Origin of the sequence: Sorangium sp. So ce448, assembly GCF_051520915.1 — a bacterium.
Taxonomy (GTDB): Bacteria; Myxococcota_A; Polyangia; order Polyangiales; family Polyangiaceae; genus Sorangium; species Sorangium cellulosum_B.
Window position 1 is genome coordinate 7673910 of record NZ_CP150343.1, and the last position, 23754, is coordinate 7697663.

Annotated in this window: 23 protein-coding genes; 5 read left to right on the plus strand and 18 right to left on the minus strand. The window is 70.8% G+C overall.

What is annotated here, in order from left to right:
* Positions 1–41 precede the first annotated feature (41 nt).
* The 4 genes from WMF45_RS28975 to WMF45_RS28990 form a co-directional block, all read right to left on the minus strand.
* Positions 42–1361 carry a cytochrome P450 gene (locus WMF45_RS28975; RefSeq protein WP_437707935.1) on the minus strand — a complete coding sequence of 440 codons (1320 nt, stop codon included), beginning with the start codon at positions 1359–1361 and terminating at the stop codon, positions 42–44.
* Between the two features lie 126 nt (positions 1362–1487).
* A complete protein-coding gene (locus WMF45_RS28980) occupies positions 1488–2342 on the minus strand; it encodes a hypothetical protein (protein WP_437707937.1) in 855 nt (284 codons plus the stop codon).
* 119 nt (positions 2343–2461) lie between these two features.
* The gene (gene coaA / locus WMF45_RS28985; protein WP_437707939.1) at positions 2462–3391 is read right to left on the minus strand and encodes a type I pantothenate kinase; all 930 of its coding nucleotides are present in this window, start codon (positions 3389–3391) and stop codon (positions 2462–2464) included.
* Positions 3392–3472: 81 nt separating this feature from the next.
* On the minus strand, positions 3473–4036 hold the full coding sequence (locus WMF45_RS28990; protein ID WP_437707941.1) for a hypothetical protein: 564 nt from the start codon (positions 4034–4036) through the stop codon (positions 3473–3475).
* On the opposite strand from WMF45_RS28990, the gene WMF45_RS28995 reads away from it, so the two are divergent.
* Complete coding sequence (locus tag WMF45_RS28995) at positions 4004–4192, plus strand: hypothetical protein (RefSeq protein ID WP_437707943.1); 189 nt, start codon at positions 4004–4006, stop codon at positions 4190–4192. The genes WMF45_RS28990 and WMF45_RS28995 overlap by 33 nt on opposite strands.
* A 281-nt stretch (positions 4193–4473) precedes the next feature.
* Here the strand turns inward: WMF45_RS28995 and WMF45_RS29000 are convergent, their stop codons facing one another.
* The 8 genes from WMF45_RS29000 to WMF45_RS29035 form a co-directional block, all read right to left on the minus strand.
* Positions 4474–5934 carry a hypothetical protein gene (locus WMF45_RS29000; protein ID WP_437707944.1) on the minus strand — a complete coding sequence of 487 codons (1461 nt, stop codon included), beginning with the start codon at positions 5932–5934 and terminating at the stop codon, positions 4474–4476.
* A gap of 178 nt (positions 5935–6112) precedes the next feature.
* Positions 6113–6754: a bifunctional 4-hydroxy-2-oxoglutarate aldolase/2-dehydro-3-deoxy-phosphogluconate aldolase gene (locus WMF45_RS29005; RefSeq protein ID WP_437707946.1), complete on the minus strand. Its 642-nt coding sequence runs from the start codon at positions 6752–6754 to the stop codon at positions 6113–6115.
* Positions 6751–7848 carry a PfkB family carbohydrate kinase gene (locus tag WMF45_RS29010; protein ID WP_437707948.1) on the minus strand — a complete coding sequence of 366 codons (1098 nt, stop codon included), beginning with the start codon at positions 7846–7848 and terminating at the stop codon, positions 6751–6753. Before WMF45_RS29010 ends, WMF45_RS29005 begins: the two co-directional genes overlap by 4 nt.
* Before the next feature lie 109 nt (positions 7849–7957).
* Positions 7958–9622: an MFS transporter gene (locus WMF45_RS29015; RefSeq protein ID WP_437707950.1), complete on the minus strand. Its 1665-nt coding sequence runs from the start codon at positions 9620–9622 to the stop codon at positions 7958–7960.
* Positions 9619–10392, minus strand: coding sequence for an SDR family NAD(P)-dependent oxidoreductase (locus tag WMF45_RS29020; protein WP_437707952.1), 774 nt, complete (start codon positions 10390–10392; stop codon positions 9619–9621). Before WMF45_RS29020 ends, WMF45_RS29015 begins: the two co-directional genes overlap by 4 nt.
* Positions 10389–11507, minus strand: coding sequence for a hypothetical protein (locus tag WMF45_RS29025; protein WP_437707954.1), 1119 nt, complete (start codon positions 11505–11507; stop codon positions 10389–10391). Before WMF45_RS29025 ends, WMF45_RS29020 begins: the two co-directional genes overlap by 4 nt.
* The gene (locus tag WMF45_RS29030; protein WP_437707955.1) at positions 11504–12745 is read right to left on the minus strand and encodes an enolase C-terminal domain-like protein; all 1242 of its coding nucleotides are present in this window, start codon (positions 12743–12745) and stop codon (positions 11504–11506) included. The genes WMF45_RS29025 and WMF45_RS29030 overlap by 4 nt, the downstream gene beginning before the upstream one ends.
* 214 nt (positions 12746–12959) lie before the next feature.
* Positions 12960–13154 carry a hypothetical protein gene (locus tag WMF45_RS29035; RefSeq protein WP_437707956.1) on the minus strand — a complete coding sequence of 65 codons (195 nt, stop codon included), beginning with the start codon at positions 13152–13154 and terminating at the stop codon, positions 12960–12962.
* Between the two features lie 162 nt (positions 13155–13316).
* On the opposite strand from WMF45_RS29035, the gene WMF45_RS29040 reads away from it, so the two are divergent.
* The gene (locus WMF45_RS29040) at positions 13317–14177 is read left to right on the plus strand and encodes a PAS domain-containing protein (protein WP_437707958.1); all 861 of its coding nucleotides are present in this window, start codon (positions 13317–13319) and stop codon (positions 14175–14177) included.
* An 84-nt stretch (positions 14178–14261) separates the two neighbouring features.
* Here WMF45_RS29040 and WMF45_RS29045 read toward each other — a convergent pair whose 3' ends face one another.
* Both WMF45_RS29045 and WMF45_RS29050 read right to left on the minus strand, forming a co-directional pair.
* A complete protein-coding gene (locus WMF45_RS29045; RefSeq protein WP_437707960.1) occupies positions 14262–14873 on the minus strand; it encodes an antibiotic biosynthesis monooxygenase family protein in 612 nt (203 codons plus the stop codon).
* A gap of 56 nt (positions 14874–14929) precedes the next feature.
* Positions 14930–15373, minus strand: coding sequence for a hypothetical protein (locus WMF45_RS29050; RefSeq protein WP_437707962.1), 444 nt, complete (start codon positions 15371–15373; stop codon positions 14930–14932).
* A gap of 280 nt (positions 15374–15653) precedes the next feature.
* Between WMF45_RS29050 and WMF45_RS29055 the strand changes: the two genes are divergently transcribed.
* From WMF45_RS29055 to WMF45_RS29065, 3 genes are all read left to right on the plus strand, one after another.
* Positions 15654–16190, plus strand: coding sequence for a GNAT family N-acetyltransferase (locus WMF45_RS29055; protein WP_437707963.1), 537 nt, complete (start codon positions 15654–15656; stop codon positions 16188–16190).
* A gap of 157 nt (positions 16191–16347) precedes the next feature.
* Positions 16348–16581 carry a hypothetical protein gene (locus WMF45_RS29060; protein WP_437707965.1) on the plus strand — a complete coding sequence of 78 codons (234 nt, stop codon included), beginning with the start codon at positions 16348–16350 and terminating at the stop codon, positions 16579–16581.
* 132 nt (positions 16582–16713) lie between these two features.
* Positions 16714–19413, plus strand: coding sequence for a protein kinase domain-containing protein (locus WMF45_RS29065; RefSeq protein ID WP_437707967.1), 2700 nt, complete (start codon positions 16714–16716; stop codon positions 19411–19413).
* A 24-nt stretch (positions 19414–19437) separates the two neighbouring features.
* Here WMF45_RS29065 and WMF45_RS29070 read toward each other — a convergent pair whose 3' ends face one another.
* Genes WMF45_RS29070 through WMF45_RS29085 form a run of 4 tightly spaced genes read right to left on the minus strand, consistent with a single transcriptional unit; the run spans position 19438 to position 23364 of the window.
* Positions 19438–20208 carry a response regulator gene (locus WMF45_RS29070; protein ID WP_437707969.1) on the minus strand — a complete coding sequence of 257 codons (771 nt, stop codon included), beginning with the start codon at positions 20206–20208 and terminating at the stop codon, positions 19438–19440.
* The gene (locus WMF45_RS29075) at positions 20205–21740 is read right to left on the minus strand and encodes a sensor histidine kinase (protein ID WP_437707971.1); all 1536 of its coding nucleotides are present in this window, start codon (positions 21738–21740) and stop codon (positions 20205–20207) included. The genes WMF45_RS29070 and WMF45_RS29075 overlap by 4 nt, the downstream gene beginning before the upstream one ends.
* On the minus strand, positions 21737–22636 hold the full coding sequence (locus tag WMF45_RS29080; RefSeq protein WP_437707973.1) for a hypothetical protein: 900 nt from the start codon (positions 22634–22636) through the stop codon (positions 21737–21739). Before WMF45_RS29080 ends, WMF45_RS29075 begins: the two co-directional genes overlap by 4 nt.
* Positions 22633–23364 carry a sensor histidine kinase gene (locus tag WMF45_RS29085; RefSeq protein ID WP_437707975.1) on the minus strand — a complete coding sequence of 244 codons (732 nt, stop codon included), beginning with the start codon at positions 23362–23364 and terminating at the stop codon, positions 22633–22635. Before WMF45_RS29085 ends, WMF45_RS29080 begins: the two co-directional genes overlap by 4 nt.
* Between the last annotated feature and the right edge of the window lie 390 nt (positions 23365–23754).

Genomic DNA, 23754 nt, shown 5'->3' on the forward strand with positions numbered 1-23754 from the left:
GCCGACCCAGGTTGGCCGACCCCCCGGCCCACTCCGCGGACCTACGCCAGCCGCTCCTCGACGATCATCCGCACACCGTGCGCCGGCCCGACGTTGGCCGCGCGCACCTTCCCTGTGTCGGGCCGCAGCGACGCGAGCCGCAGCCGGAAGCGCCGCAGGATCGTGCCCAGCACCAGCCGCATCTCGTAGCCGGCCAGCGCTGCGCCAAGACAGCGCCTCGCCCCGCCGCCAAACGGAATGAACTCGAAGGGCGTGAACTTGCGCTCGAGAAAACGCTCGGGACGGAAGCGCAGTGGCTCCGGGTAGAGGTCCTCGCGGAAGTGCGCGACGCCGATGGCCACGCTCACACCCACGCCAGCTGGCAATGTGTAACCCATCAGCTCCAGCGGACGCAGCAGCCTGCGCGGGCTCGGCGCCGGCGCAAGCGGAAAGCGCCGCAGCGTCTCGTGGCATACGGCCTCGAGGTACGGCTGCTTGTCGAGCGTCTCTGCCTCCGGGCCGGGTCCGAGCGCCCACAGCTCGGCGCGAAGCCGCTCGAGAGCGGCGGCGTTCTCGGGCCGGTGCAACGCATAGAGGGCCCACGCGATCGTGATGGCCGTTGTCTCGTGCCCGGCGATCACCAGCAAGATCAGCTGATCCATGACCTCCTCGTCGGTCATGGGCTGGCCATCCTCGTCGCGCGCCTCGACCAGCAGGCTCAGGATGTCCTCGCGTGGCCCGGCCGCGCGCGCCGCCGCGATGAGCGCGCGGAGCTGCTCGTGCAGGAGGCGCTGCCGCCGCAGGAACGCCGCGAAGGGGCCGACCCCACCGAGCTCGCGCCGCAACGACGGGAGGAGCACGAGGAGAGGAGACAACCCGTTGATGAGCTCCAGCAGCAGACCGGCGAGCGATGCCTTGCGCGCCGGCTCGCTCACGCCGAAGACGGCCTGCAGAATGACGTCGAGCGAGATCTGCTGCGCGACCTCGTACGCCATGACCTGCTGGTCCGGCCTCCAACCCGCAGTGTGCCGCTCGGCCAGCTGGCCTATCGCCTCGCCATAGGCACGCATGCGCGCGCCATGGAACGGCGGCATCATGAGCTTGCGCAGCCGGCGGTGCTCGGCGCCGTCGATCAGGAGAAGCGAGGCGCGGCCGAGGAACACCGCCATGTCCTTCGACAGAGGGGCGAACGAGTCGGGTTCCGCCGTGTAGATGGCCTTGATGCCCGCGGGATCCCCGGTGCACACCATCGGGGGTTTGCCAGGAAACGAGAAGGGATCGCCGTACTTTCGCGCGAGTGGCACCATGCAGCCGATCGGATCCCGGAGATAGCCGATCAGGCTCCCTAACTGGCTTCGCGGCCCCGGCGGTAAGGTGAGCATGGGCGGAGGATACCAGTCTCCCTGTCTCCCGCCTCTCTCCTCAATTTTCCGCTGAAATTGCGACGCGACGAGGGGATCTGTCAGGTCGGCTGACCCAGGTCGAGTCGACCCGACCGGGTCCGCTGCTCAGTCCAGCGGGAAATGTTCCGCGATCCAGGCCTCCCAGCCCGGCGGCACTCGGGTGGCCTCAAGGTAGCGACGCAGCTGGTGGACGTCGTCGAAGGCGGACATTCCCCACAAGCGAAACGCGTCGACATAACCCATGTCGTCGTCAAATGAATCGGCGAAGTCGGCGAGCTCCAGGCCGAGCTGCCAGGGCGCCTTGACGTCCCCGGCGCAGAGCAGTCGAGCCAGCGAAAGGAGCCCGTCGCGAGGCGCGATCGGACCTGCGTCGCCGCTCGCGAGCGCGGTCGCGCACGCTCGCCACCCCTCCGGTACGGCGGGAGGCGTCCACCCGCCGCCTTCCCGGAGCTCTGCGACCTGGCGCGACCAGAACCAGAGCTCGCGCGTGTTGTAGCGGGCCGCCTTCTCGGGCGTCTCGTACGATTCCCACGGCCAACGCACGCCGTCCTGCTGGCCGAGCCAGATGGTGAAGGAGACGTCGACCGCGATGAGCCCCTGCTCCAGGAGCGCCGATCGACGCGAGGCCGCCGCGATCGGGTCCTCCTCGTCGCCGTCCTCCTCGTCGCCGTCCTCGTCATCTGCCCGTTCATCCTTCGGGTGCAAGACCTTGTGAACGGCCTCTGCCCAGGTGATCGGCGCGGGAGGGTGGCGTCGCAGGTAGGCGATGCGTGTCTCGCGGTCCGGCGCGAGCTGTTCGAGGAAGACGCCCCACATCCCCAACCAGTCTTCACCGGAGCCCATTCGCCAGCCGATCGTGTAGCGCTCGTAGTCGGGGAAGCGCTCCCATGGAGGAGCGATGTCGCCGTGCTCGTCGACGTGCTCGCGGAGGCGGGAGCGACAGCTCTCTTTCCAGTCCATGACAGCAGCATACAACAGTTCACGGCCGTCGTCGTCGACAGCGGTGTCAGGACGCCACCGACGGAAAGCGCGTGGACCTGGGCTCGACAGACGCTCTTCGCCGGCCGTGAGCCTCCACATCAGAGCCGGCGGAGCCACACGGCGCGCACGGCGTGGTCGGGCCCCTTCTCCAGCACGACGTCGGCGCGTGCCCGCGTCGGCAGGATGTTCTCGGTGAGGTTGGGACCGTTGATCGTGCGCCAGATGTGCGACGCGAAGGCGCACGCCTCGTCGTCCCCCATCGCCGCATAACGGTGGAAATACGAGGAGGGGTCTCGAAACGCCGTGGCGCGCAGCGCCAGGAAGCGCTCGATGTACCATCGCTCGATGTCGGCCTCGTCCGCGTGGACATAGATCCCGATGTCGAAGAAGTCGCTGACGGCGATCGCCGCGGCGCGATCGGGGCCCTGCAGCACGTTCAGGCCCTCGAGGATCACGACGTCGGGCTGCCTCACGGTCTGCACCTTCCCGGCGATCACGTCGTAGGTGGCGTGCGAGTAGACCGGCACGTCGATCGCTTCGACGCCCGCCTCGAGGTCGGCGAGGAACTTCACCAGCCGCCCGAGATCGTAGCTCTCGGGAAACCCCTTGCGGTGCAGGCCGCCGCGCGAGGCGAGCACCGCGTTGGGGTACAGGAAGCCGTCGGTGGTCACCAGGTCCACCCGCGGGTGGTCAGGCCACCGCGCGAGCAGCGCTTGCAGCACGCGCGCTGTCGTGCTCTTGCCCACCGCGACCGACCCGGCAATGCCGATCACGAAAGGCCGCCGCGCGATCGGGCGGACAAGGAAGGTGTCCTTCACGCGGCGGAGCTGCTGCGCCGCGCCCACGTGCAGGTTGAGCAGCCTCGAGAGCGGCAAGTAAATCGTCGCGACCTCGTCGAGCGAGAGCCGATCGTTCAGGCCCCGCAAGACCACGAGGTCGGCCTCGGTGAGGGTGAGCGGCGTGGCCGCGCGCAGGCAGCCCCACTGCGCAGCGGCGAAGACCTCGTACGTCGTTGTGGCGGCGTCCATGATGGGTCGGAGCCGAGTGTACGCTCCCGAGCGCGCCATCCGAAGCAATCTCGCGCGCGGGAGCGAGCCCCGGCGCCTTGGTCAGGTCGCGACCGGTTCGTTGCTCGCGGTCGATTCGAGCTGCTGTTGCGCCGACTCGAGATGTTGCGGCACGACCACGGCAGAGGCGCGCTCCGTCGCTGGCCGCCAGTTGCCCGCTGCCTCCAGCGCGGCCTGCGCGCGTTCCAACCAGAGCTTGGAGCGGCGACGCTCCAGGACGGACAGCGCCTGCGGCCCCTCGCTCGTGTTGATGGCGGCCCAGAAGCTCGAACCGAAACGGTCGATCTTGTACATCACCGACGCGTCGAGCTCGGGCAATGTCACGGTTTGCCCGCCGCGCTCCAGCAGGCGTTGGTACGCGGGTGACGCGTCGAGCTGGCTGAAATCCCTCGAGCGACCCTGGTTCTTCACCACGATATGCTGCAGCGCGTCGCCCGGCGCCGCGAGGACCCGCTCGAGGTGGGACACCGAATCGAAGCCGCCGTCGGTGACGTGCCAGGACACGAGCTGGACGCCCATTTCCCGCGCGTAGTTGAGGACGTCGGTCGACTCGATCCAGCGCTCGAGAGCCCGATGGCTCTGCGCAGGCAGGTCGACGAGGACCACGCGATCGCCTCCGAGGGCGCTGTCCAGGATCTGATCGGCGCTATCGAGCTGCTCGAGATCCACGCGCTGCGTGTAGTCCGCATAGTAACGGCGGAGCGCGCCATGCGACAGATCCGCGTCGAGCGCCACGAACGGAAGCGCTCGGTCAATGAATAGCTGCGCCAGCAATCGAGCGACCACGCTCTTGCCAACGCCACCTTTCTCGCCGCCCACAAAATGTACAGTACTCATGCACCTCCCCCTTCGGCCACCATGTCGCGGAAGTCAAGCCATTCGTTGCAAATGGCATTCCGGCGTCGTTATGCGCGGGTGGCGCGACGTCGAGGCGACGTTATCGGGGTCGAGCAGCGCGAGCACCGCCTCCGCGACCTGGCTCGCGAAGGCGTCGCGCGGGAGCGTGCGGATCGAACGCGACCCGGGCCGCCCACCGCCGTCGCTCAGAAGAAGCTGTAGAGGGACAGCTTGATGCGCTCGTTGGTCGCGGTCACGTCGTCCGCGAAGGTCTGCTCCGAGTACTGGAACGAGAGGCCCGCGCGGATGGCCGGCGTGATGTCGGCGAACAGGTTGCCGTCGATGTAGCGCGACTCGTGGTAGGCCGTGCGGAGCGCGCCGTAGCCGTTCTCCTCGGTCACCCGGTCGTTCGAGCCCTGGGTGTAGTTGCCGGAGACGGAGAACCGCCCCGAGGGCGGCAGATAGTACTGGAGTCCGACCATGAACCCCGTCCAGCCGATCGTCTTCAGCTTGTTGTTCGCGTCGTACACGACGAGGCCGTTGTCGATGTTCGGCGTATAGACGGCTCCCTCCTCGGGGAGCGGCGGGTGCGGCACGTTGCTCGCGACGCCGACAACGTCCGCGATGCCCGTGCCTGTGAAGAACGAGCCGGTCAACGTCAGCGCGTTGCCGGATTCCTCCAGCGACTTGGCCGGGATGATCGGGAGCAGCGCATCGACGGAGAGCCCGTAGCCGCTGGCCGAGCGCAGCTCGCGCGGGGTCGCGGAGTGCTCGTTGACCCTGAGATGGCGGAACACGCCCGAGACGCCGATCGACAGCGGGTCGTGCAACATCCCGCCGGCGCCGAGCGTGTGGATTCCCTTCCAGCCGTTGATGCCGATGCGCAACCCCGCCTGCATGTCCGGCACCTCGGAGTCGCGCTGCGGCGGCTTGAGGACCGCAGCGGCGATCTCCACGTTGGCGGCGTCCGACTTGAAGTTGTGGCCGACGCGCAGCTGCGGCATCCTCCCGAAGACCTGGTTCATCACCGGGAAGAAGGACGTCGTGGCCGGGAAGAAGAACGGCTGCCACCCGAACAGGTGATAGCCCTGTCCAATCAGCAGGTCGACGTAGTCCGACTCGACCTTGATGTGGGCCTGACGCAAGCGGAAGGTGCCGCTGCTCACCAGCGAGGCCTCGGAGACGGTGGGCGGCTGATTGCCGAAGAAGTCGAGCTCCAGCACGGCCGTGGTCTTGATCCCGGACACCTCGGGCGCGTTCACCCTGACGCCGAACCTGGAGTTCCGCGCCGTGAAGTGCGTGCGGCCGTGCGAGCCGGCGTAGGTGTCCTCGCGCTGGATGACCGTGGCACCCACCGACTCGCCGAAGCTCTCGGTGGTGTCGTGCATGATGTCGAACTCCGCCATCCCGTAGATCGTGGCCTTCCACTTGGAGGTCACCGGAACGGGATCCTTGGAGGGCGGCTTGACGGCCTCCGCCGGCGGAGCCGCCGGAGCCGCCACGTCCGCGGGCGGCGTGGCCGGCGCCTGCGCGTCCGCCGGCGTGGCCGGCGTAGCGGCCTGCGGAGCGGCCGCGTCCGGCGCCGGCGGGGGAGTCTGGGCGTGCGCGACCGCCGCCACGAAGAAAATCGACGCACCGACTAGGTTCGCAACCTTCGATTCATTCATGTTCGAAGCCCCTGGGTTATCCATGGCGCCAGGAATCCCCTGCAAACGCCGCAATGGTGAGTTCAACAAAGCTTCACGTCGCACCGCGCAGATCGCGGCCCGGGCGCCGCAGCCGCCTCCCCGGCGGATCAGCCGGGGTCGAGGCGTCAAACGGCGTTCGCGCTGCCCGCGCGCTTCCTCAGGATGCGCGGCCCGCGTCGCGGAACGCGCGGGCGCGGGCGACGAGCTCGTCGCGCCGCCCGTCGCGCAAGAGCTTGAGATCCACGAGGTTGCTGCCGACGCCGACCGCCACCGCCCCCGCCGCGAAGAAGGTGCCCACGTTCTCTAGCGTCACGCCGCCCGTGGGCATCAGCGGGATATGGGGCAGAGGCGCCTTGAGCGATCTGAGGTACGAGGCGCCGCCGAGGGCGTCGCAGGGGAACACCTTCACGACATCTCCGCCCGCCCGGTGCGCCGCCACGACCTCGGTGGGCGTGAGCGCGCCGGGAGCGTGGACGACGTTCATCGCGACGCAGGCCCTCACGGTCGCCTCGTCCAGCGCGGGGCTGACAACGAAGCGCGCCCCGGCCTCGACGCACGCCTCGGCGGCGCGAGCGTCCAGGACCGTCCCCGCGCCCACGAGCGCCCGATCGCCGTGGCGCGCGGCGACCTCGCGCACGACCTCGACCGCGCCGGGCACGGTCATCGTGATCTCGAGCACGTCGATCCCCCCCTCGAGGAGGGCCTCGACCGCCTGCAGCGCCTCGTCGGCCGAGCCGGCGCGCACCACAGGGACGATGCGCCCGCGCGCGATCCACTCGAGCACGGAGTGCTTGTTCATCGGTCCACCCGGGCCGTGCCCAGCTTCATCGCCTTGAGCACTTCATCGAGGGTCGCCATCGTCGTGTCGCCGGGCGTCGTCATCGCGAGCGCCCCGTGCGCCGCGCCGCAATCGACCGCCCACTGCGGCCCCATGCCCATCAAGAAGCCGTAGATGAGCCCCGAGGCGAACGAGTCGCCGCCGCCCACGCGATCGAAGATCTCGAGGTCCTTGCGCTCGGGCGCCTTGTAGAGCTGGCCGCCCTGGTACAGCACCGCGCTCCAGTCGTTGCGCGTCGCCGAGGTCGCGACACGGAGCGTCGTCGCCACCGCCCGGATGTTCGGAAACACCCCGATGACGCGCTCGATCATGCTCTCGAACGCGCCGACGCGCAGGTTGGCGTGCCCCTCGCCGACGCCCTCGACCTCGAAGCCCAGGGCCGCCGTGAAATCCTCCTCGTTGCCCAGCATCACATCGACGTACGGCGCGAGCGCTCGATTGACCTCCTGCGCGCGGGCCTGACCGCCGATCGACTTCCAGAGCGACGGACGGTAGTTGAGATCGTAGGAGACGACGACGCCGTGCCGCCTGGCCGCCTCCATCGCCTCCTTCGCCACGGCAGGCGTTGTCTCGGAGAGCGCGGCGAAGATACCGCCGGTGTGGAACCACCGCGCCCCCTGGGCGCCGAAGATCGTATCCCAGTCGATCTCGCCGGGCTTCAGCTGAGACGCGGCCGTGTGGCCACGGTCCGAGAGGCCGACCGCCCCGCGGATGCCGAAGCCCCGCTCGGTGAAGTTCAGTCCGTTGCGCACGAGGCGCCCCACCCCGTCGTGCGTCGCCCAGCGGACGTGCGTGAGATCCACGCCGCCCTGCAGCATCAGATCCTCGAGCAGGCGGCCGACGGGGTTGTCCGCGAGGGCGGTCACGATGGCCGACCTGAGCCGGAAACAGCGGCGCATGCCGCGGGCGACGTTGTACTCGCCGCCTCCCTCCCAGGCCTGGAAGCTGCGGGCGGTGGAGATCCGCCCGTCGCCGGGATCGAGGCGCAGCATGACCTCGCCGAGGGACACGAGATCCCAGCGGCAGGTGGAAGGATCACGGAGCGTGAAGGACATGGATACCTTGCGGTGGTGCAGGCCGCGTGGCGGACGAGCTTCTGGACAAGCAGGGTTCAAGGGGCCGCCGCCATCGCGGAGAGGCGACGCGGCGGGCCGATGGCGATGATTACCGATCGCCTCCTGGCGCGCGGGACGACTCGACCTCCGCGGCGGACGGGCCTGTGTAGCCCTTGGCGGCAGCGCCCTTCCCCTCGACGATGGGTCGCCCATCACGGTCGAACTTGACGAGCTCCGCCTTGGTCCCCGCGGCCGTCGGCCAGAGGTACCAGCGCGCGTCCATCCAGCCCACGTGGGCGGCGGGGCCCTCCACCGGCGCGCCCGTCGCTTTCAGCTGGGCCGGCCGCGTCGCCCGGTACTGGTCGACCGAGGTGTACGCAGGACGGTTGAGGGCGAATTGCAGCCCCGCGATGCTGGCGAGCATCACAAGGCCGCCGGCGACGATCGCCGCGTTCGGCACGCGCCGCTTCGGCGCCACCGGCTCGACGCGCGGCAGGATGAGGTGCAGCGCCAGCAGGCCGACGAGGTACAGCGTCCCCGCGAGCAGGAACGGCAGGGCGTACGAGCCCGTGGCCGTGAGCGCCCAGGCGACGAAGATCTGGAAGAGCGCCCCGCCGGCGACGCCGAACGCGGTCATGACGCCGACCACCGTGGCCATCGCGGGGCGCGGGAGGGCGTCCGAGACGAGCGTGTAGAGATTGCTGCTCCAGCCCTGGTGCGCTGCCGCGGCGAGCGACAGGATCGCGACAGCGACGTAGATCGTGGGGATGCCCGCGACGCTCGGGACATCGACGAGGAGCCCGACGGACATGACGGGCACCGCGGAGAGCGCACACGCGAGCATCGCGAGCTTCCGCGCCGTGCCGACCGAGCGGCCGCTCGCGATGAGCCTGGAGGACAGCCAGCCGCCGCCGATCGCGCCGCCGTCCGCCACGAGGAACACGACCGGGATGGCGTAGGCCATGAAGGTCGGCTTCAGGTTGAACTCGCTGACAAGGAACTTCGGTAGCCAGGTGAGGTAGAACCACCACGGCGCGTCGGTGAAGAACTTCGCCGCCGCGACCGCGTAGACGGGCCGCATCCCGAACACCTCGCCGACGCCGAGGTACTCTGTCGCCTCCTTCGCGTCGGAGCGGATGTGCGCGAGCTCCTCTGGCGATACCTTCGGGTGCTCCTCGGGCCGCCTGTAGAGGCGCGTCCAGAAGAAGATCCACACGACGCCGACGCCGCCCAGGATGAGGAAGCAGGTCCGCCATCCGTACGCCTCCGCGATGCGCACCGCGAGGAGCGGGGCCAGGATGGCGCCGACGTTCGAGCCGCAGTTGAACAGCCCGGTCGCGAGCGCCCTCTCCTTCTTGGGGAACCACTCGGCCACGGTGCGGACGGCGGCCGGGAAGTTGCCGGCCTCGCCGACCCCGAGCAGGAAGCGGATGCCGGCGAAGCCGGCGAAGCTGCCGACGATGGCGTGGCCGGCCGAGGCGATGTTCCAGAGCAGGAACGTCGCGCTGAGCCCCTTGCGCGGCCCGACGCGGTCGATCCAGCGACCGACGAACACCATGCCGAAGCCGTAGGAGAGCAGGAAGCTCACGTTGATGAGCGCGAGGTCCGTCGGCCCGAGGCGCAGCTCGTTCTCGAAGAACGGGATCAGCAGGGAGAACAGCTGCCGATCGAGGTAGTTGATCGTCGTCGCGAAGAAGAGGAGCGCGCAGATGGTCCAGCGCGCGCGGGACATGACGCCGGCGGCCGCCGGGCCCACGGGAGACGCTGCGGTCATTGGTTCACCCCGGAGGCGAGGAATCCACCGTCGACTGTGATGCTCGTGCCGGTGATGAAGCTCACCGCGTCAGAGCAGAGGAAGAGGGCCGCTCCGACCAGCTCCTGCGTGTCGCCGAAGCGGCCGAGGGGCGTGCGAGCGAGCAGCTCCTGCCCGCGCCCTGTGCCGTTGAGGAGAGCGCGGTTGAGGTCCGTCACGAACACGCCCGGCACGAGCGCGTTCGTCCGGATACCGTGCTTCGCCCACTCGGCGCCGAGGCTCCGCGTGAGCGCCAGCACGGCCGCCTTCGACGCCCCGTAGGCCGCGACCTCGTGGAACGCGACGAAGCTCGACAGCGAGGCGATGTTGACGATGCGGCCCCGGCCGCTGTCCTTCAACGGGCCATGGAAGGCCTGGCAGGCGCGCAGCATGCCGGTGACGTTCGTGTCGAGCAGGCTGTTCCACTCGGCCTCTCCCACCTCGGCGGTGGGCTTCCGGAAGGTCCGACCGGCGCAGTTGACGAGGATGTCGACGCCGCCGAACGCCTCCAGCACGCGGTCGCGCAGGGCGTCGAGCGTCGCGCGATCGCTGACGTCGCACGCCGCCTCGATCGAACGGACGCCCCGCTCGCGGATCTCGGCGGCGACCGCCTGCACGCGGTCCGCGCGGGTGCCCGTCGCGACGGTGTGAGCGCCCGCCTCGGCCAGGCCGAGGGCGATCGCGCGCCCGATACCGGAGGTGCCACCGACCACGACGGCCGTGCGGCCCGAGATGTCGAAGCGGTTCGTCATGCTCCCAGCCATTCCTTCGCGATGCCCCCGAGGAGCGCCCGCGCGTCGCGCTCGATCTGCGCGTCGGTCGGCTGGACGGGCATCGCCCCGTAGCGCCGGGTCAGCGCTGAAGCGATCGACCGCCGCGAGTGGCGCCACTTGTAGATCAGCTGATCGAGGACGCGCGCGTCGGAGTGCTGCGGCACGAAGGTCGGCCCGAGCATCTCCAGGCGCATCATCGTCGTCTCCTCGATGAGGCTCGGGTTGTTCATGAACCACCAGCAGCCGAACGGCAGGACGTTGGCGAACTTGCGCGCCACGACGCAGAGGGGGTGCGTGTTCTCGCGCGCGAGCGTCGTGACGAGGAAGCGCACGTCGGGGTTCTCCGCGGCGAGCCGCTCGAGCGGGGTCAGGTCCACCGTGCTCACCCCGTCGCCGGCCACGCCGAGGCGGGGGTTCACCGCGCGCCGGACGCCGATCATCATGGCGAACGGCAGCCCGTGGTCGCGGCACGCGTCCAGCACGGCCCGGGGCGGCGCCGAGACCTCGTTGACCGAGATCGCCAGGTAGCGCGGCCGCATGCGGGCGATCCACCGCTCGAGCTCGGGCGCGAGATCATGGGTGTGGATGAGCCGATCGAGGCGCAGCGCCGTGTAAAACCGAGGATCGGGCGTGGCGCCCGCGTCCCAGATCGCGCGCTCCGCCGGGTCGGTCGGATCGTTCGTCATCGCGAGCGCGCTCACGCCCGAGAGCCGCAGCACGTCCTCCAGGTGATCCTCGACCCGGCGCGCGGCGAAGAAGGCGCGCGCCTCGCGAAGATCCGGCGCGGCGGGGTCGAGCCCGAACGCGGCGAGCACCGTCGCGGCGCCCGCCGTGGCCTCGGACAGCGGCGATCGGCGGACGAAGAGCGACGCCCACACGAGATCGGCCTGCGCCTTCTTGTCGAGCGCGAAGAACGCCTCGGGCGTGACCTTCGGCTCGGCGCGCAGGGCCTCGGCGACGAGGTAATGGTACGTCAGGAGCTCGTCGACGCCCCAGAGGTTCAGCGCGGGGAACTGGGGCGCGAAGAGGTGGGTGTGAAGATCGATGATGGGCGCGGCGTTGACGGCCGCGGCCACGCGCTCGGCGAGGGTCATCTCGGCACCTCGGGGATTCGGTCGTCCTTCGGATCGGCCCAGCGGTCGTTCGGCACGGTCGCGCACCAGGCCGGCCGCAGCGGGTCCTTGTCGTACGGATAAGAGCCCAGCCGGCGGTACTCCTCAGCATAGTGAGCGAGCTTCTCGCGATCGAGGCGGACGCCCAGGCCTGGACCGGCGGGGACGCGGATACGGCCATTCCGGTACAGGAGCGGGCCTCCCTGGATCACGTCGTCACGCAGGTGGTGGTAGTGCGCGTCGGCGGCGAACGAGAGGTTCGGGATGACGGCGCCGAGGTGCAGCATCGTCGCGAGCTGCACGCCGAGCTCGCCCGAGGAGTGGACGGCGACGCCGAGGCCGAACGTCTCGCAGATCCCCGCCGCCTTCACGCACGGCCGGATGCCGCCCCAGAACGTCGTGTCGAGCAGGATGACGTCCACCGCCGTGTCGAGGACGTTCGCGGCGAGCTGCTCGAAGCCCACGACGACGGTGTTCGTCGCGAGCGGCATCCGCACCTTCTCGCGGGTGCGCCGCATCGCGTGCAGGCCGAAGACGGGGTCCTCGAGGTAGTCGTTGTTCAGGTCCTCGATCGCCTGCCCGAAGCGGATTCCCTGCTCCGTCGACCAGACGGCGTTCGGATCGAAGCGGACGCGATCCTTGCCCACGGCGGCGGCGACCGCGCGGTAACACTCGAGCTCGTAGTCCGGGTGGAACACGCCGCCCTTGAGCTTGTGCGAGGTGAACCCGTGCGTCTTCTTCAGCGCCTTCGCCTGCTCGACGAGCTGCGTCGGCGTCCGCACCTCGCCTGACCCGTCGGCGTTCGGGTAGCGGAAGAAGAGGTAGGACGCGAACGGCACCTCGTCCTGCAGCTTGCCGCCGAGGAGATCGTGGACCGGCACGCCGAAGGCCTGTCCGAGCAGGTCGAGGCACGCGAACTCCAGCGCGGCGAGGACCTGGGTGCGGTTGTTGTAAAGAGAGGCCGTCGGGTTCGCGATCTTGAACCGCATCTCCTCGAGGCGGGCCGGATCGTGGCCGACGAGGTAGCCCTTCATCGCCCGGAACACGGCCTCGGCCGACTCGCCGCCACCGCCCATCTCACCGAGGCCGATCAGCCCGTTATCCGCCTCGATCTCGACGATCGTGCGCACGAAGCGGCCCCAGTGACAGCCGTTGGCGTGACGCAGGGGCGCTTCGAGCGGCACGGTGACGGTGGTGGCGCGGATGTCGACGATTTTCATGCGGGACGGGACTCCAGGGGCCCCCAGCGGTCCAATGTGCCTCGATAAGGCATCCCAGCGGGCAGGGACAACTGCCTCGGCGCGCCGGGCTCGATTTTCTTCATGCAGAATGCGGGGAATGAATCGGTGAGGGGGTGAGTTGTCTATGTGCAGCCTTGCCTGCGCGGAGGCCTGCCGTACGGCCCCGATGAATTCCCGGACGATGCCCGAGTGATCACGCCTCGCGGTCGAATCTGGACGGAGAGCTCGATCTCGTCGACGACGCCGCAGGGGACCTCCGGGAGGGCGCGCCGAGGTCGCTGCCGCGCCGCGCTGTCACGCCGGAGCCGCGCTGGGGGTCCTTCTGGCGGTTCTCGCCGGTGAAGCGGGGGAGGTGGGCGCGGAGGTCGCCGAACCCTCGCGTCCTCATGTAGCGGCAGTTAGCAAGACGAGGCACACTCAGGCGCTCCCTGAAGCGGGGCACACATCTCCGGGTCTCCGCGGTGATCCGCCGCATTTCTGCCCTTGCATGGCCATCCATGATGGCTGATAAAGGGAGTCGGTCGGGGTCGGGGGAGATGGAATTGGCTGAATGGCGTTCACACTCCGCTGCATCGACGTCTCGGACTGGAAGACCTTCGGGCTGCTCCAGCTCGTGATCGACACCATCCCGGATCCCATCTTCGTCAAGGATCGGCAACATCGCTGGATCGCCTGCAACCCGGGCTTCTGCAGGTTGATCGGGCAGCACTACGACGATCTGATCGGCCGCAGCGACCCGGACTACTGGCCGAAGGAGCAGGCCGAGATCTTCTGGAGCTACGACGACGTCGTCTTCAACTCGGGTGAGCCGAGCGAGAACGAGGAGAGCGCCACGGGCTCGGACGGGGTGGCGCGCACGATCTGGACCCGCAAGTTCCCCATGAAGAACGCTCGGGGGGAGGTGGTCGGCCTGTGCGGGCTCATCACGGACATCACCGACCTGAAGCAGCGGCACATGGAGGCCGAGCGGATCGCGGCCGAGAACCGGGAGCAGCGCGCCATCATCCAGATGCAGACGGAGCTGCTCGATCGGGTGGCCATGCCGGTCATCCAGGTCTGGGAGGGGATCCTGCTCATCCCGCTGGTCGGCGAGATGAGCGATCGGCGCGCGGCCCAGGCGCTGGAGAGCCTGCTCGCGGCCATCGGGCAGCGGCGCGCAGAGTTCGTGATCCTCGACATCACCGGCGTGCCGGTGATCGACTCCGCCGTGGCGCGCCACCTGGTGCGCGCCGTGCAGGCGGCAGAGCTGCTCGGCTGCCGGAGCGTGATGGTGGGCATCGGCCCGGAGATCGCGAGGACGCTCGTCGGGCTGGGCATCGACTTCGGCCGGATCACCACGCAAGGCACGCTCCAGAGCGGGCTCGCCTACGCGATGAGCCGCCTCAGCACGCAGCGCGCGGCCGCCCGCTGAGCCCGCGGGCACGCCCGCCAGCTCGGGCGTCGCCGGGCGCGGGCGCCGCCGGCGCACGCGGGGCGAGGCCGCCGCCGCGCCGGCTCATGGCGCCGGAGCGTCGAGCGCCCGGATGCGACGGACCGAGTCGGCCAGCGTGATGCCATCGGCCTCGGCCGTCTCCCAGTGGGTGACGACATAGGTGGGCTCGAGCAGCTCGTTCGCGGCGTCGATCCCCGCGAGGTGGGCCGGGCTCATGACGAACTCGTACATCGCGTCGGTCGAGGCCCACACGGCCAGCGTGCGCCCGGAGCCGCAGGACGGCGACTGGCCCAGCTGGAGGGCCAGGAGGCCGGGCTGCGACGCGAGCTGCGCCTGGATCGCCCCGAAGATCGGCACGTATCGCTCCATCACGGCGTCGCCCGGCCGTGGGACCCCGTACGTCGCGCTGACCGTGTACGACGACCCCTCCGGAGGCGGCCGGAGCTTTCCGGTCTCCGGATCGACGCCGGGCCCGCTGAGCGTGTCTGCCTCCAGATCGGCTTCGAGTACGCCCCCCGTGCACTCAGGGAGGGGAGTGTCGGTCGTCTTCCCGCCGGAATCGGAGCTGCACCCCGACAGGATCGCGCCGAGCGCCGCGATGACGGCGGCGGCGAGCGCGCCCGAGGATCGCGCGATCGTCGCGCTCGGCATCTTGTCGAATCCACGTGTCGTCATGGTCATGGTCCTCTCTGCTCTGTCCGTTGCCGGAGGCTCTGTCCGTTGTCGGGGGCTCAGTCAGCGCGCGAGACGATCCCGAAGACGAGGTCCGGGAACGTCCGCGCGAGGCGGCGTGAGTGGAAATTCGCCTTGCGACCCATGCTCCGCACCTGCACCGGGGTGCCGGGCGGCGGCGCGTCGCCGACGGTGACAGCCCATGTGATGCCCTCGCCGGTGCGCACGGCGACATAGGTGTACGAGCCGGCCGGGAGTCGCTCCTCGACGAGGCCGGCGATGGGCGCCCGGTCGGCGCCGTCGCGGGAGAGCTGGCCGAGCGGGTTCCCGGCCGCCGCGTCGAGCGGCCCGGCGGCAACAGAGGGCCTGTCGAGCCGCCACGCGAGCACGACGAAGAGCGCCGCGAAGACCGTGAGGCCGAGGAGCGGCTTCACGAGCCGGCGCCGGGCGGATCGCGGCGCGGAGCTCCGCGCCGCCGCGCGGGCCGAGGAGACGAGCGTCATCTGGGACTCCTTGCGAGCACGCCTCGGGCCTCCCTCCGTGGGGGGCGCCGCGGCGTGACTGGATGGACCTCGGTTCCCGGACGCGCGCGGAACGTTCAATCGACGCCGCTCTTTCGTCCGCGACGGCCAAAAAGCAGAAATTTCACAGGGAGGCGAGGAGGCGGGGAGCGAGAGACGGCAAGAGAAAGAGTTTCATTTTTTCTTCCTCCCCGCCTCCCCGCCTCCCTGTGAAATTTCTCCGGGCTTCAACGGGATTGTTGCTCTAGCCTGCGCGGCCCCGATGACATCAACGTTCATCCGACCTGCCGTCGAGTCCGACCTGCCTCACCTGCCCGAGATCGAGCGCTCGGCGAGCGACGCGTTCCGGGGGACGGACCTCGACGTCGAGGCCCTGACGCAGGTGACGCCGGCGGAGGGCTGGCGCGGCGCGCTCCGGGCCGGGACGCTCTGGGTGATGGACGACGGCGCCGGCGAGCCGATCGCGTTCCTGGGCGCCGAGGCGGCCGGCGACGAGCTCCACATCCGCGAGCTCGACGTCGTCCTCGACCGCCAGGGGCAAGGGCTGGGGCGACGCCTGCTCGCCCACGTCATCGCGTGGGCGCGGGCCGCGAGGCTGAAGGCGCTGACCCTGACCACCTTCCGGACCGTCCCCTGGAACGGGCCGTTCTACGCCTCGATGGGCTTCCGCGAGCTGTCGCCGGCCGAGGCGTCCCCGCGGCTCGCGGAGATCCTCGAGAACGAGGCGCGCCAGGGCCTCGACCCGGCGCGGCGCTGCGCCATGCGGCTCGACCTCGATCGCGGCGACAGCGCTTCGTAACGGCTCCTGTCCAGCGCGGTCCACGCCGCGATCGGGCCATTGAACGGACTGAGCGCCTCCGCGAACAGCCCTCTTGGGGTGGAGCGAGCCGCCATGATAGGGCTCGATCCATGAGCACCGCGTGGGACTGGGTCGTTCCGATTCGACAGAAAACGCGGTGATCATCGCCAAGCTGAAAGCAGGGTTCCGCATCGTCGCCATGGATATCGACGCCGCCACGGGCGCCAGCCTGAACCTCAGGTATTTTCACAACGAGGCGCAGCTCAGGGTCTATGAGTACCGCTGCGGCCTGGCCGCGCTCGACGAGCGCCTCCTCGCGGCTGGCACCGGCGCGATGCCGCTCTTGCTGGAGCAGCTCCGGCGCGGATCGGGCGCCGACCCGAAAACCTGACGCATCGAGACAACCCAGCCTCCCGACAGGCCGGCTGGGCTCGCCTTCGCACCTCGCGCGGGGGGTCACGGAACAGTCACGCCGTTCGTCCGCCTTGCCTCACGCTGCAATGAGAGTGCATCCTTCACGCGCATGCTGCCTGGCAGGCTGCTGGACGGCCGCTTCGAGCTGGCGGAGATCGCCGGATCCGGAGGCATGGGCACCGTTTACCGGGCCTTCGATCGCTCGAGCGGGACGGTGGTCGCCGTCAAGCTGCTGCGCAAGGCGGCGGACGCGCGCGCGCAGGCGCGCTTTCTCCGCGAGGCAGAGACGCTCTCCCGGCTGGAGCACCCCCACATCGTGCGCTACGCGACGCACGGCATGGCGCCGACGGGGGAGCTGTACCTCGCGATGGAGTGGCTCTCCGGCGAGGGCCTCTCGGATCGGCTGGCGCGGCAGGAGCTGCGCATCGACGAGTCGATCGCCCTCGTGAGGACGGTCGCAGACGCGCTCGGCGCGGCGCACGCGCGCGGGATCGTTCACCGCGACATCAAGCCCAGCAACCTCTTCCTGGTCGAAGGCGCGCTCGATCGGGTCAAGCTCCTCGACTTCGGCATCGCGCAGCTGGCGGACGCCTCGAAGCGGCTGACGCGGACGGAGGCGGTGCTGGGCACGCTGGGCTACATGGCGCCGGAGCAGGCGCGGGGCGAGCGGGACAGCCTGGACGCGCGCGCGGACATCTTCTCGCTCGGATGTGTGCTCTACGAGTGCCTCACCGGGAAGCCGGCGTTCCGCAAGCAACACCCGATGGCGCTCGTGTGGAAGCTGCTCCTGGAGGAGCCGCCGAGGGTGAGGGAGCTGCGGCCCGACGTGCCCCACGCGCTCGACGAGCTCGTCGCGCAGATGCTGGCCAAGGATCCGTCGGCGCGGCCGGAGGACGGCGCGGCCGTGGCGCGCACCCTGGACACGCTCGGCGCCTGGAACAGGGGCAAGGTGTCCTCGGCCCCCCTTCCCGGCGCGGTCATCACCACGGGCGAGAAGCGCCTGGTCTCGATGGTGGCGGTCCGGCCGGCGCAAGCCTCGTTCTTCGAGTCGACGGAGTCGCTCGATCTGCACGCGTCACCGCCGAACACGCTCGCCGTGGTGCGCCGCGCGGCCATGCCGCTGAGCGCGCAGGTGGAGGAGCTCGGCGACGGGATGGTGGTGACGCTCGTGGTGAGCGCGGGCAGCGCGACGGACCAGGCGGCGCTCGTGGCGCGCTGCGCGCTCGAGATCTGCGCGCTGCTCCCCGGCGCGGCGGTCGTGCTGGTGACGGGGTGGGGCGAGCCGGCGGGCCGATCGCCGCTCAGCGAGGTGCTGGACAGGGCGGCCGCCCTGCTCGACGAGGCCGCCGCGCCCGGCCGCGCGGAGAGCCGGCGCGAGGGCGTCCACATCGACGCTGTGACGCGCGCCCTGCTCGACGTGCGCTTCGACGTCGTGGAGCGGAGCGGGCTCTCCTGGCTCAGGGCGGAGCGCGAGATCGGCGAGGGGCCGCGCAAGCTCCTGGGCAAGCCGAGCCCCCACGTCGGGCGCGAGCGGGAGCTGCGCCACCTGCTCGACCTCGTGGACGAGAGCTTCGCCGAGCGGCGCGCCGCGGTGGCGCTGGTGACCGCCGCGGCGGGCATGGGCAAATCGCGCCTGCGCCACGAGGCCGTCGAGGTGCTGCGCCAGCGCCACCCCGACGTGAGCCTGAGCGTCGCCCGCGGCGACTCCGTCGGCACGGGCGCCGCGTTCGCGATGCTCGCCGGATCGCTGCGGGGCGCGCTCGGGATCGCCGCGGGCGAGGCCGTCGACGCGCGGCGACGGAAGCTCGCGCAGGCCCTCGCGCCGCTCTTCTCGGGCGAGGAAGGGCGACGGGTGGGCGGGTTCCTTGGCGAGCTGCTCGGCGTCGCCCCCCTCCCCGACGAGGACCTTCCGGCGCTGCGGGCCGCGCGGCACGATCCGGCGCTGATGGCCGAGGGGATCCAGCGCGCGTACCTCGACCACGCGCGCGCCGTGACGGCCGCGCGCCCCGTGCTCGTCGTGCTCGAGGATCTCCACTGGGGGGACGCGCCCTCGATGGAGATCTTCGACCGGGCGCTGCGGGAGCTCGGCGACCGGCCGTACGCGCTGCTCGCCTTCGCCCGGCCCGAGGTTCACGCGGTCTTCCCGGGGCTCTGGGCCGAGCGGGGCCTCTCGGAGCTCCGGTTGCGCGAGCTGCCCGCCCGCGCGGCCGAGCAGCTCGTGCGGAGCGCGCTCGGCGACGCGGGCGAGCAGCTCGCGCCCGGGGAGATCTCCGCGCTCGTCCGGCGGGCCGGGGGCAACGCCTTCTATCTCGAGGAGCTCATCCGCGCCCTCGCGGAAGGGCGCGGCGGCGCGCTGCCGGAGACGGTGCTGGGCATGGCGGAGGCGCGCCTCGCCGCGCTCGGGCCCGAGGCGCGGCGGCAGCTGCGCGCGGCGAGCGTCTTCGGCGAGGTCGCCTGGGTGGGCGGCGTGCGCGCGTTGCTCGGCGCCGGGACGCCGGGGACGAGCGAGCGCGACGCGTGGGCCGAGCTGGTCGAGCGCGAGATCATCGAGCGCCGGCCGAGCTCCCGGTTCGCGGGCGAGGAGGAGATCGCCTTCTGCCACCCGCTCGTGCGGGAGGCGGCCTACGCGATGCTGACGGATCGCGACCGGGCGCTCGGCCACCGGCTCGCCGGCGCGTGGCTGCTCGAGGCCGGAGAGCAGGATCCGAGGGTGCTGGCCGACCACTTCGCGCGGGGCGACGACCCCGCGCGCGCCGCGGAGCAGTCCCTGCGCGCGGCCGAGCTGGCCGGCTGGCCGAGCGCTACCTGAGCCGACGCCGGCGCGACGTCGCCATCATCCCTGCGCCGCGTCCCCGCGCGCGCGGGCGATCGTGTGGATGAGCTCGCGCGCGTCGAACGGCTTGTGCAGGCACGCATACCCGCCCTTGCTCATGATCGCGCTGACCATCTCCGGGACCGCGTGGCCGGTCATGGCGATCACCGTGACGCGCTTCTTCAGCCCCCGCATCTGCGCGCACGTCGTCACGCCGTCCTGATCGGGCATCACGAGATCGAGCACGCAGACGTCGATGCCCCGCTCGACGACGTGCTGGACGGCGGCCCGCCCATCGTGGACGGCGAGGGCCGACAGCCCCGCTGCCCGGAGCACCGCCACGATCGAGTCGGCGACCTTCGGGATGTCGTCCACCACGAGGACGGCCGGCGAGTCCACCGCGCGAGCGACGATGCGCGCGAGGTGGTCCATCGAGAACGGCTTGTGGATCACCGTGTACACGCCCTCGGCGATCGCCTCCTCGATGAGCCTCTCGAGCGCGAACGCGGTCATCAGCACGACGGTGAGCTCCGGCTGGATCCTCTTGAGCTCCCGGAACGTCTCGACGCCGTTGAGCCCGGGCATGCGGATGTCGCTGATGACCAGCGTGAACGCCTGCTGCCGGACGAGCTCGAGCGCGTGGATGCCGTCCTTCGCCTCCACCACCTCGTAGCCCTCGAGCTCGAGGCTGGCGGCGAGCGTGACGCGCATGCCCTCCTCGTCGTCGATCACGAGCACCCGCTTGCCCCGCTGCGCGGCCTCCTGCACCTGCATGGCTTGCCCCCCCGTCATACGCCCTGAGTCCCTGTCGGCGTCAGCGCTGGCTCCGCGGCCTCGGGCTGCTCGCGCACCGGCAGCCGCACGACGAAGGTCGTGCCGTTGCCGAGCGAGCTCGTCGCCTCGATCGTGCCGCCGTGCCGCTCCACGATCCCGGCGCTGATCGCCAGGCCGAGGCCCGTCCCCTTCAGCTTGGTGCTGAACAGCGGCTCGAAGATCCGCGCGAGCGTCTCCTCCGAGATCCCCGTCCCATCGTCGACGACCGAGAGCGTCACCCCGTCGCCCGTCCGCTCCGCGGCGACGCGCACGCGCCCCTCGCGCTCGGCCGGGATCGCCTCGGCCGCGTTCTGGATCAGGTTCACGAGCACCTGCCGGAACTGGTCCTTGTCGATCTCCACGACAGGGAGCGTGTCCGGTACGTCGTTGTCGACGCGCACGCGCGGCGGGATCTCGACGACCGAGATGGCGTCGTCCACGAGGGGCCTCAGCGCGCACGCCGCGAAGCGCGGCCGCCGCTCCCGCGCGAAGTCGAGCAGGTTGCCGATGATCTTGGCGCACGCCGCGAGCTCCTTCTCGATGATCGAGAGGAACTGCGCCACGCGGGGCTCCGCGCCGAGCTCGGTCCCTGCGATGCGCTTCTTGAGGTAGTGGTTCGCGTTCCGGACGGCGCCGAGCGGGTTCCTCAGGTCGTGCCCGACGCTCGCCGCGAGCTGCCCCACCGCGGCGAGCTTCTCCATGCGCATCCTGGCCTCCTGGGCGTCGCGGAGGCTGGCGGCCATCTCGTTGAACGCCGCGCTCATGCGACCGAACTCGTGCTCATCGAGCACCGAGAGGCGCAGCCCGAGATCCCCCTGGGCGATCCGCCGGGAGCCGTCGAGCAGCGAGTTGAAGCCGCGGTCCACCGAGCGAAGGAGCCGCCCGAGCAGCACGACGAGGAGGAGCAGCGCGCCGCCGGTCGCCACCGCGCCGAGCAACGCCACCCGCGCCCGGAGGTGGCGCTCGTCGTCGAGGATCCTGGCCACGTCGCGCTCCGCGTCGTGCACGGCCGCGCTGATGTGCGGGAGGAACTCCGCCTTGTACTCGCGGTCGGAGAGCCGCACGAGCATCTCGTGCCGCTCGTTCGTGCGCTCGCGCTCGACATGGGTCGCGGCCGCCACGCCCTCGACGATCCGCGCGAAGCTCGTTCGCATGAAGCCGATGTGCTCGATCTCCTCCGTCGATTCCTCGTCGCTCTCCCTGATCTCCTCGTCGGCGATCATCGCCCTCTTGCGCGCCTCGATGGCGTCGAGATCGCGCGCCGTGGCCTCGGCCGCGCTCGAGAGCTCCGCGTTGACGCTGCCGTGGAGCACCGACTTGACCGCCTCGTTCATGTAGCGGCTGGCGTCGCTGGCGAGGGTGACGTGAAGCTTCAGGTCGTCGTAGGACGCCTCGGCGCGCCGCTGAAAGACGAGCATCTCCGCGATGGCGAAGTAGAAGGCGCCGCCGGCGACGAGGACCGCCGCCAGCGCGACGCCGAAGATGGCGGCCAGTGTGGCTCGAATGCTCATGGGGAGCGGCTCCTGCTTGCGTGCTTCACGTGGTCGTCGCCGTCGCCCGCGAGCTCGAGCTCCCTCGTAACGAGGAGCATGAGCCCGGCGTCGGGCGCCTCCCCCGCGAGGCCGAGCTCGAGCGCGGCGCCGAGCTCCAGGCCGGGCGCCGGGTGCCAGAGCACGCCGGGCGCGAGGAGCAGCGACGTCGTGTCTTCGATCTCGGCGGCGAGCTCGAGGGTCGGCACCACGTCGCCGAGCGGCAGGATCAAGCCCAGCGAGGCGCCGGGGCTGAGCTCCGCGGCGTCGCTCCCGGCGGCCGGGAGCCGGATCTCGGCCGACGCGGAGATGCCCACGTGCATGCGCCCGATCGCCTTGTCGACGCTCACGAACGGCTCCAGCGCGTACCCCGGCGCGCCGAGCGCGCGCGCGCCGGCGGGGAGCCCGGCGCCGAGCCCCGCGGACAGCACGAGCCCGAGCCCCCGCTCGTTGACGAGGTTGTACAGGGCCTCCAGCTCGACAGAGCCGAGCCCGGCCACGACGCCGCCGTCCTGGCGCGCGAGCTCCAGGGGGAGCTCCCCCCCGAGCTGCAGGCGATCGGTGATCCCGAGCTCCAGCAGCAGCGGGATGCGGAAGCCGACCTGGCGCCCGTCGTGTTCCCACCTCGGCGCGCTCGTGATCTGCAGCTCGAGCGCCTCCTGCGGGAAGGCCGTCTCGCCGAGGAACAGCTCCTCGATCGGCGGCCGCGCCGGTTCGTCTTCTGCCTCCGTCCGCTCCGGCTCGGCGGGCGCGGCCGCCGTCGACGCGACAAGGAGCGAGACCAGCGAGGCCCTGGGGCGCGCCCGCCGCGCGGACGGCCCGGCCGCTGGCTGCCGGGCCGCCGGCGCGCGCCCTGCGGGCGGGCCGCCCACGCTCACGGCGCCGGCTCCGATCCTGCGTCGCGGAGCACCGGCGCGGCGGCGAGCGGCAGCGCGATGACGACCGACGAGCCGTGCGCCCGAGGCTCGACGGCGAGCGACCCGCTGTAGCGGCGGACGACCCGCCTCGCGATGTTCAGCCCCAGGCCGGAGCGACCCGGCTTGGTCGTGTAGAACGGCCGCAGGATCGCCTCGCTGTCCGCCTCGCAGGGGACGATCGCCGCGTCCGTGACCTCGATGCAGTACCGCGCGGCGCTCGAGGTGCCCCGAACCGTGACCACGCCGTCCCCCGGCGTCGACTCCACGGCGTTCTCGATCAGGCACCGCACCGCGACGGCGAGCTCGATCGGGTCCGCCTCGACGTCGCCGTCCTGAGCCGAGAGGACGATGCGGGCCCCGGACGCGCCGATGCGCGCGCACGCAGCCGCGCGGCGCACGCAGCCCGCCGCGCTCACGCAGACGCTCCTGCGGGTGAAGAGCCTCGCGGCGTCGACCGACTCCTCGAGCCGCGCGCTCGCCGCGATCACCTCCTCGTCGATGATCCCGAAGAACTCCTCGATCCTCGGATCCGCCGTGTAGGCCGCGTCGCGCGCGACCTTCCGCTTGATGTAGAACGACGCATTCCGGACGATCGCAAAGCGGTTGCGCAGGTCGTGACGCAGCACGGACAGGATCTCGTCCGCGACCGCGGCCTGCTCCGCCGCACCCAGGGGATCCCAGCTGTTCATGACGATCCTCGCTCCTCGGCCCTCGCGCGCAGCGCGGCTCGCCCGTCGCCGCCAGCGAGGAGCACTCGAACCCTTCTCTGCACCATCGCGCCGACGCCGCCGTCGCCTCGACCGTGGGAGAGCCTGGAATGAGTTCTTAAAGACACTGACACAAGCGCCGTCTCCCTGAGGCCATGGCGCGCCCGAGCCTCGCGCCGCTGCGTCGCGGGCGCACGAGAGCACGCCTGGCCGATCCGTGCCATCGGTCACGTTTGCACGTTTGCACGTTTGCACGCCTGCACGTCTGCACGCCTGATGCGACGCCACCCCTCAATCAGCGTCACCCTTGATAAACATACGTGACAAAGTTTGTGTCAGTCAACGACATAGTAAGGCCCTCCACAGCACATC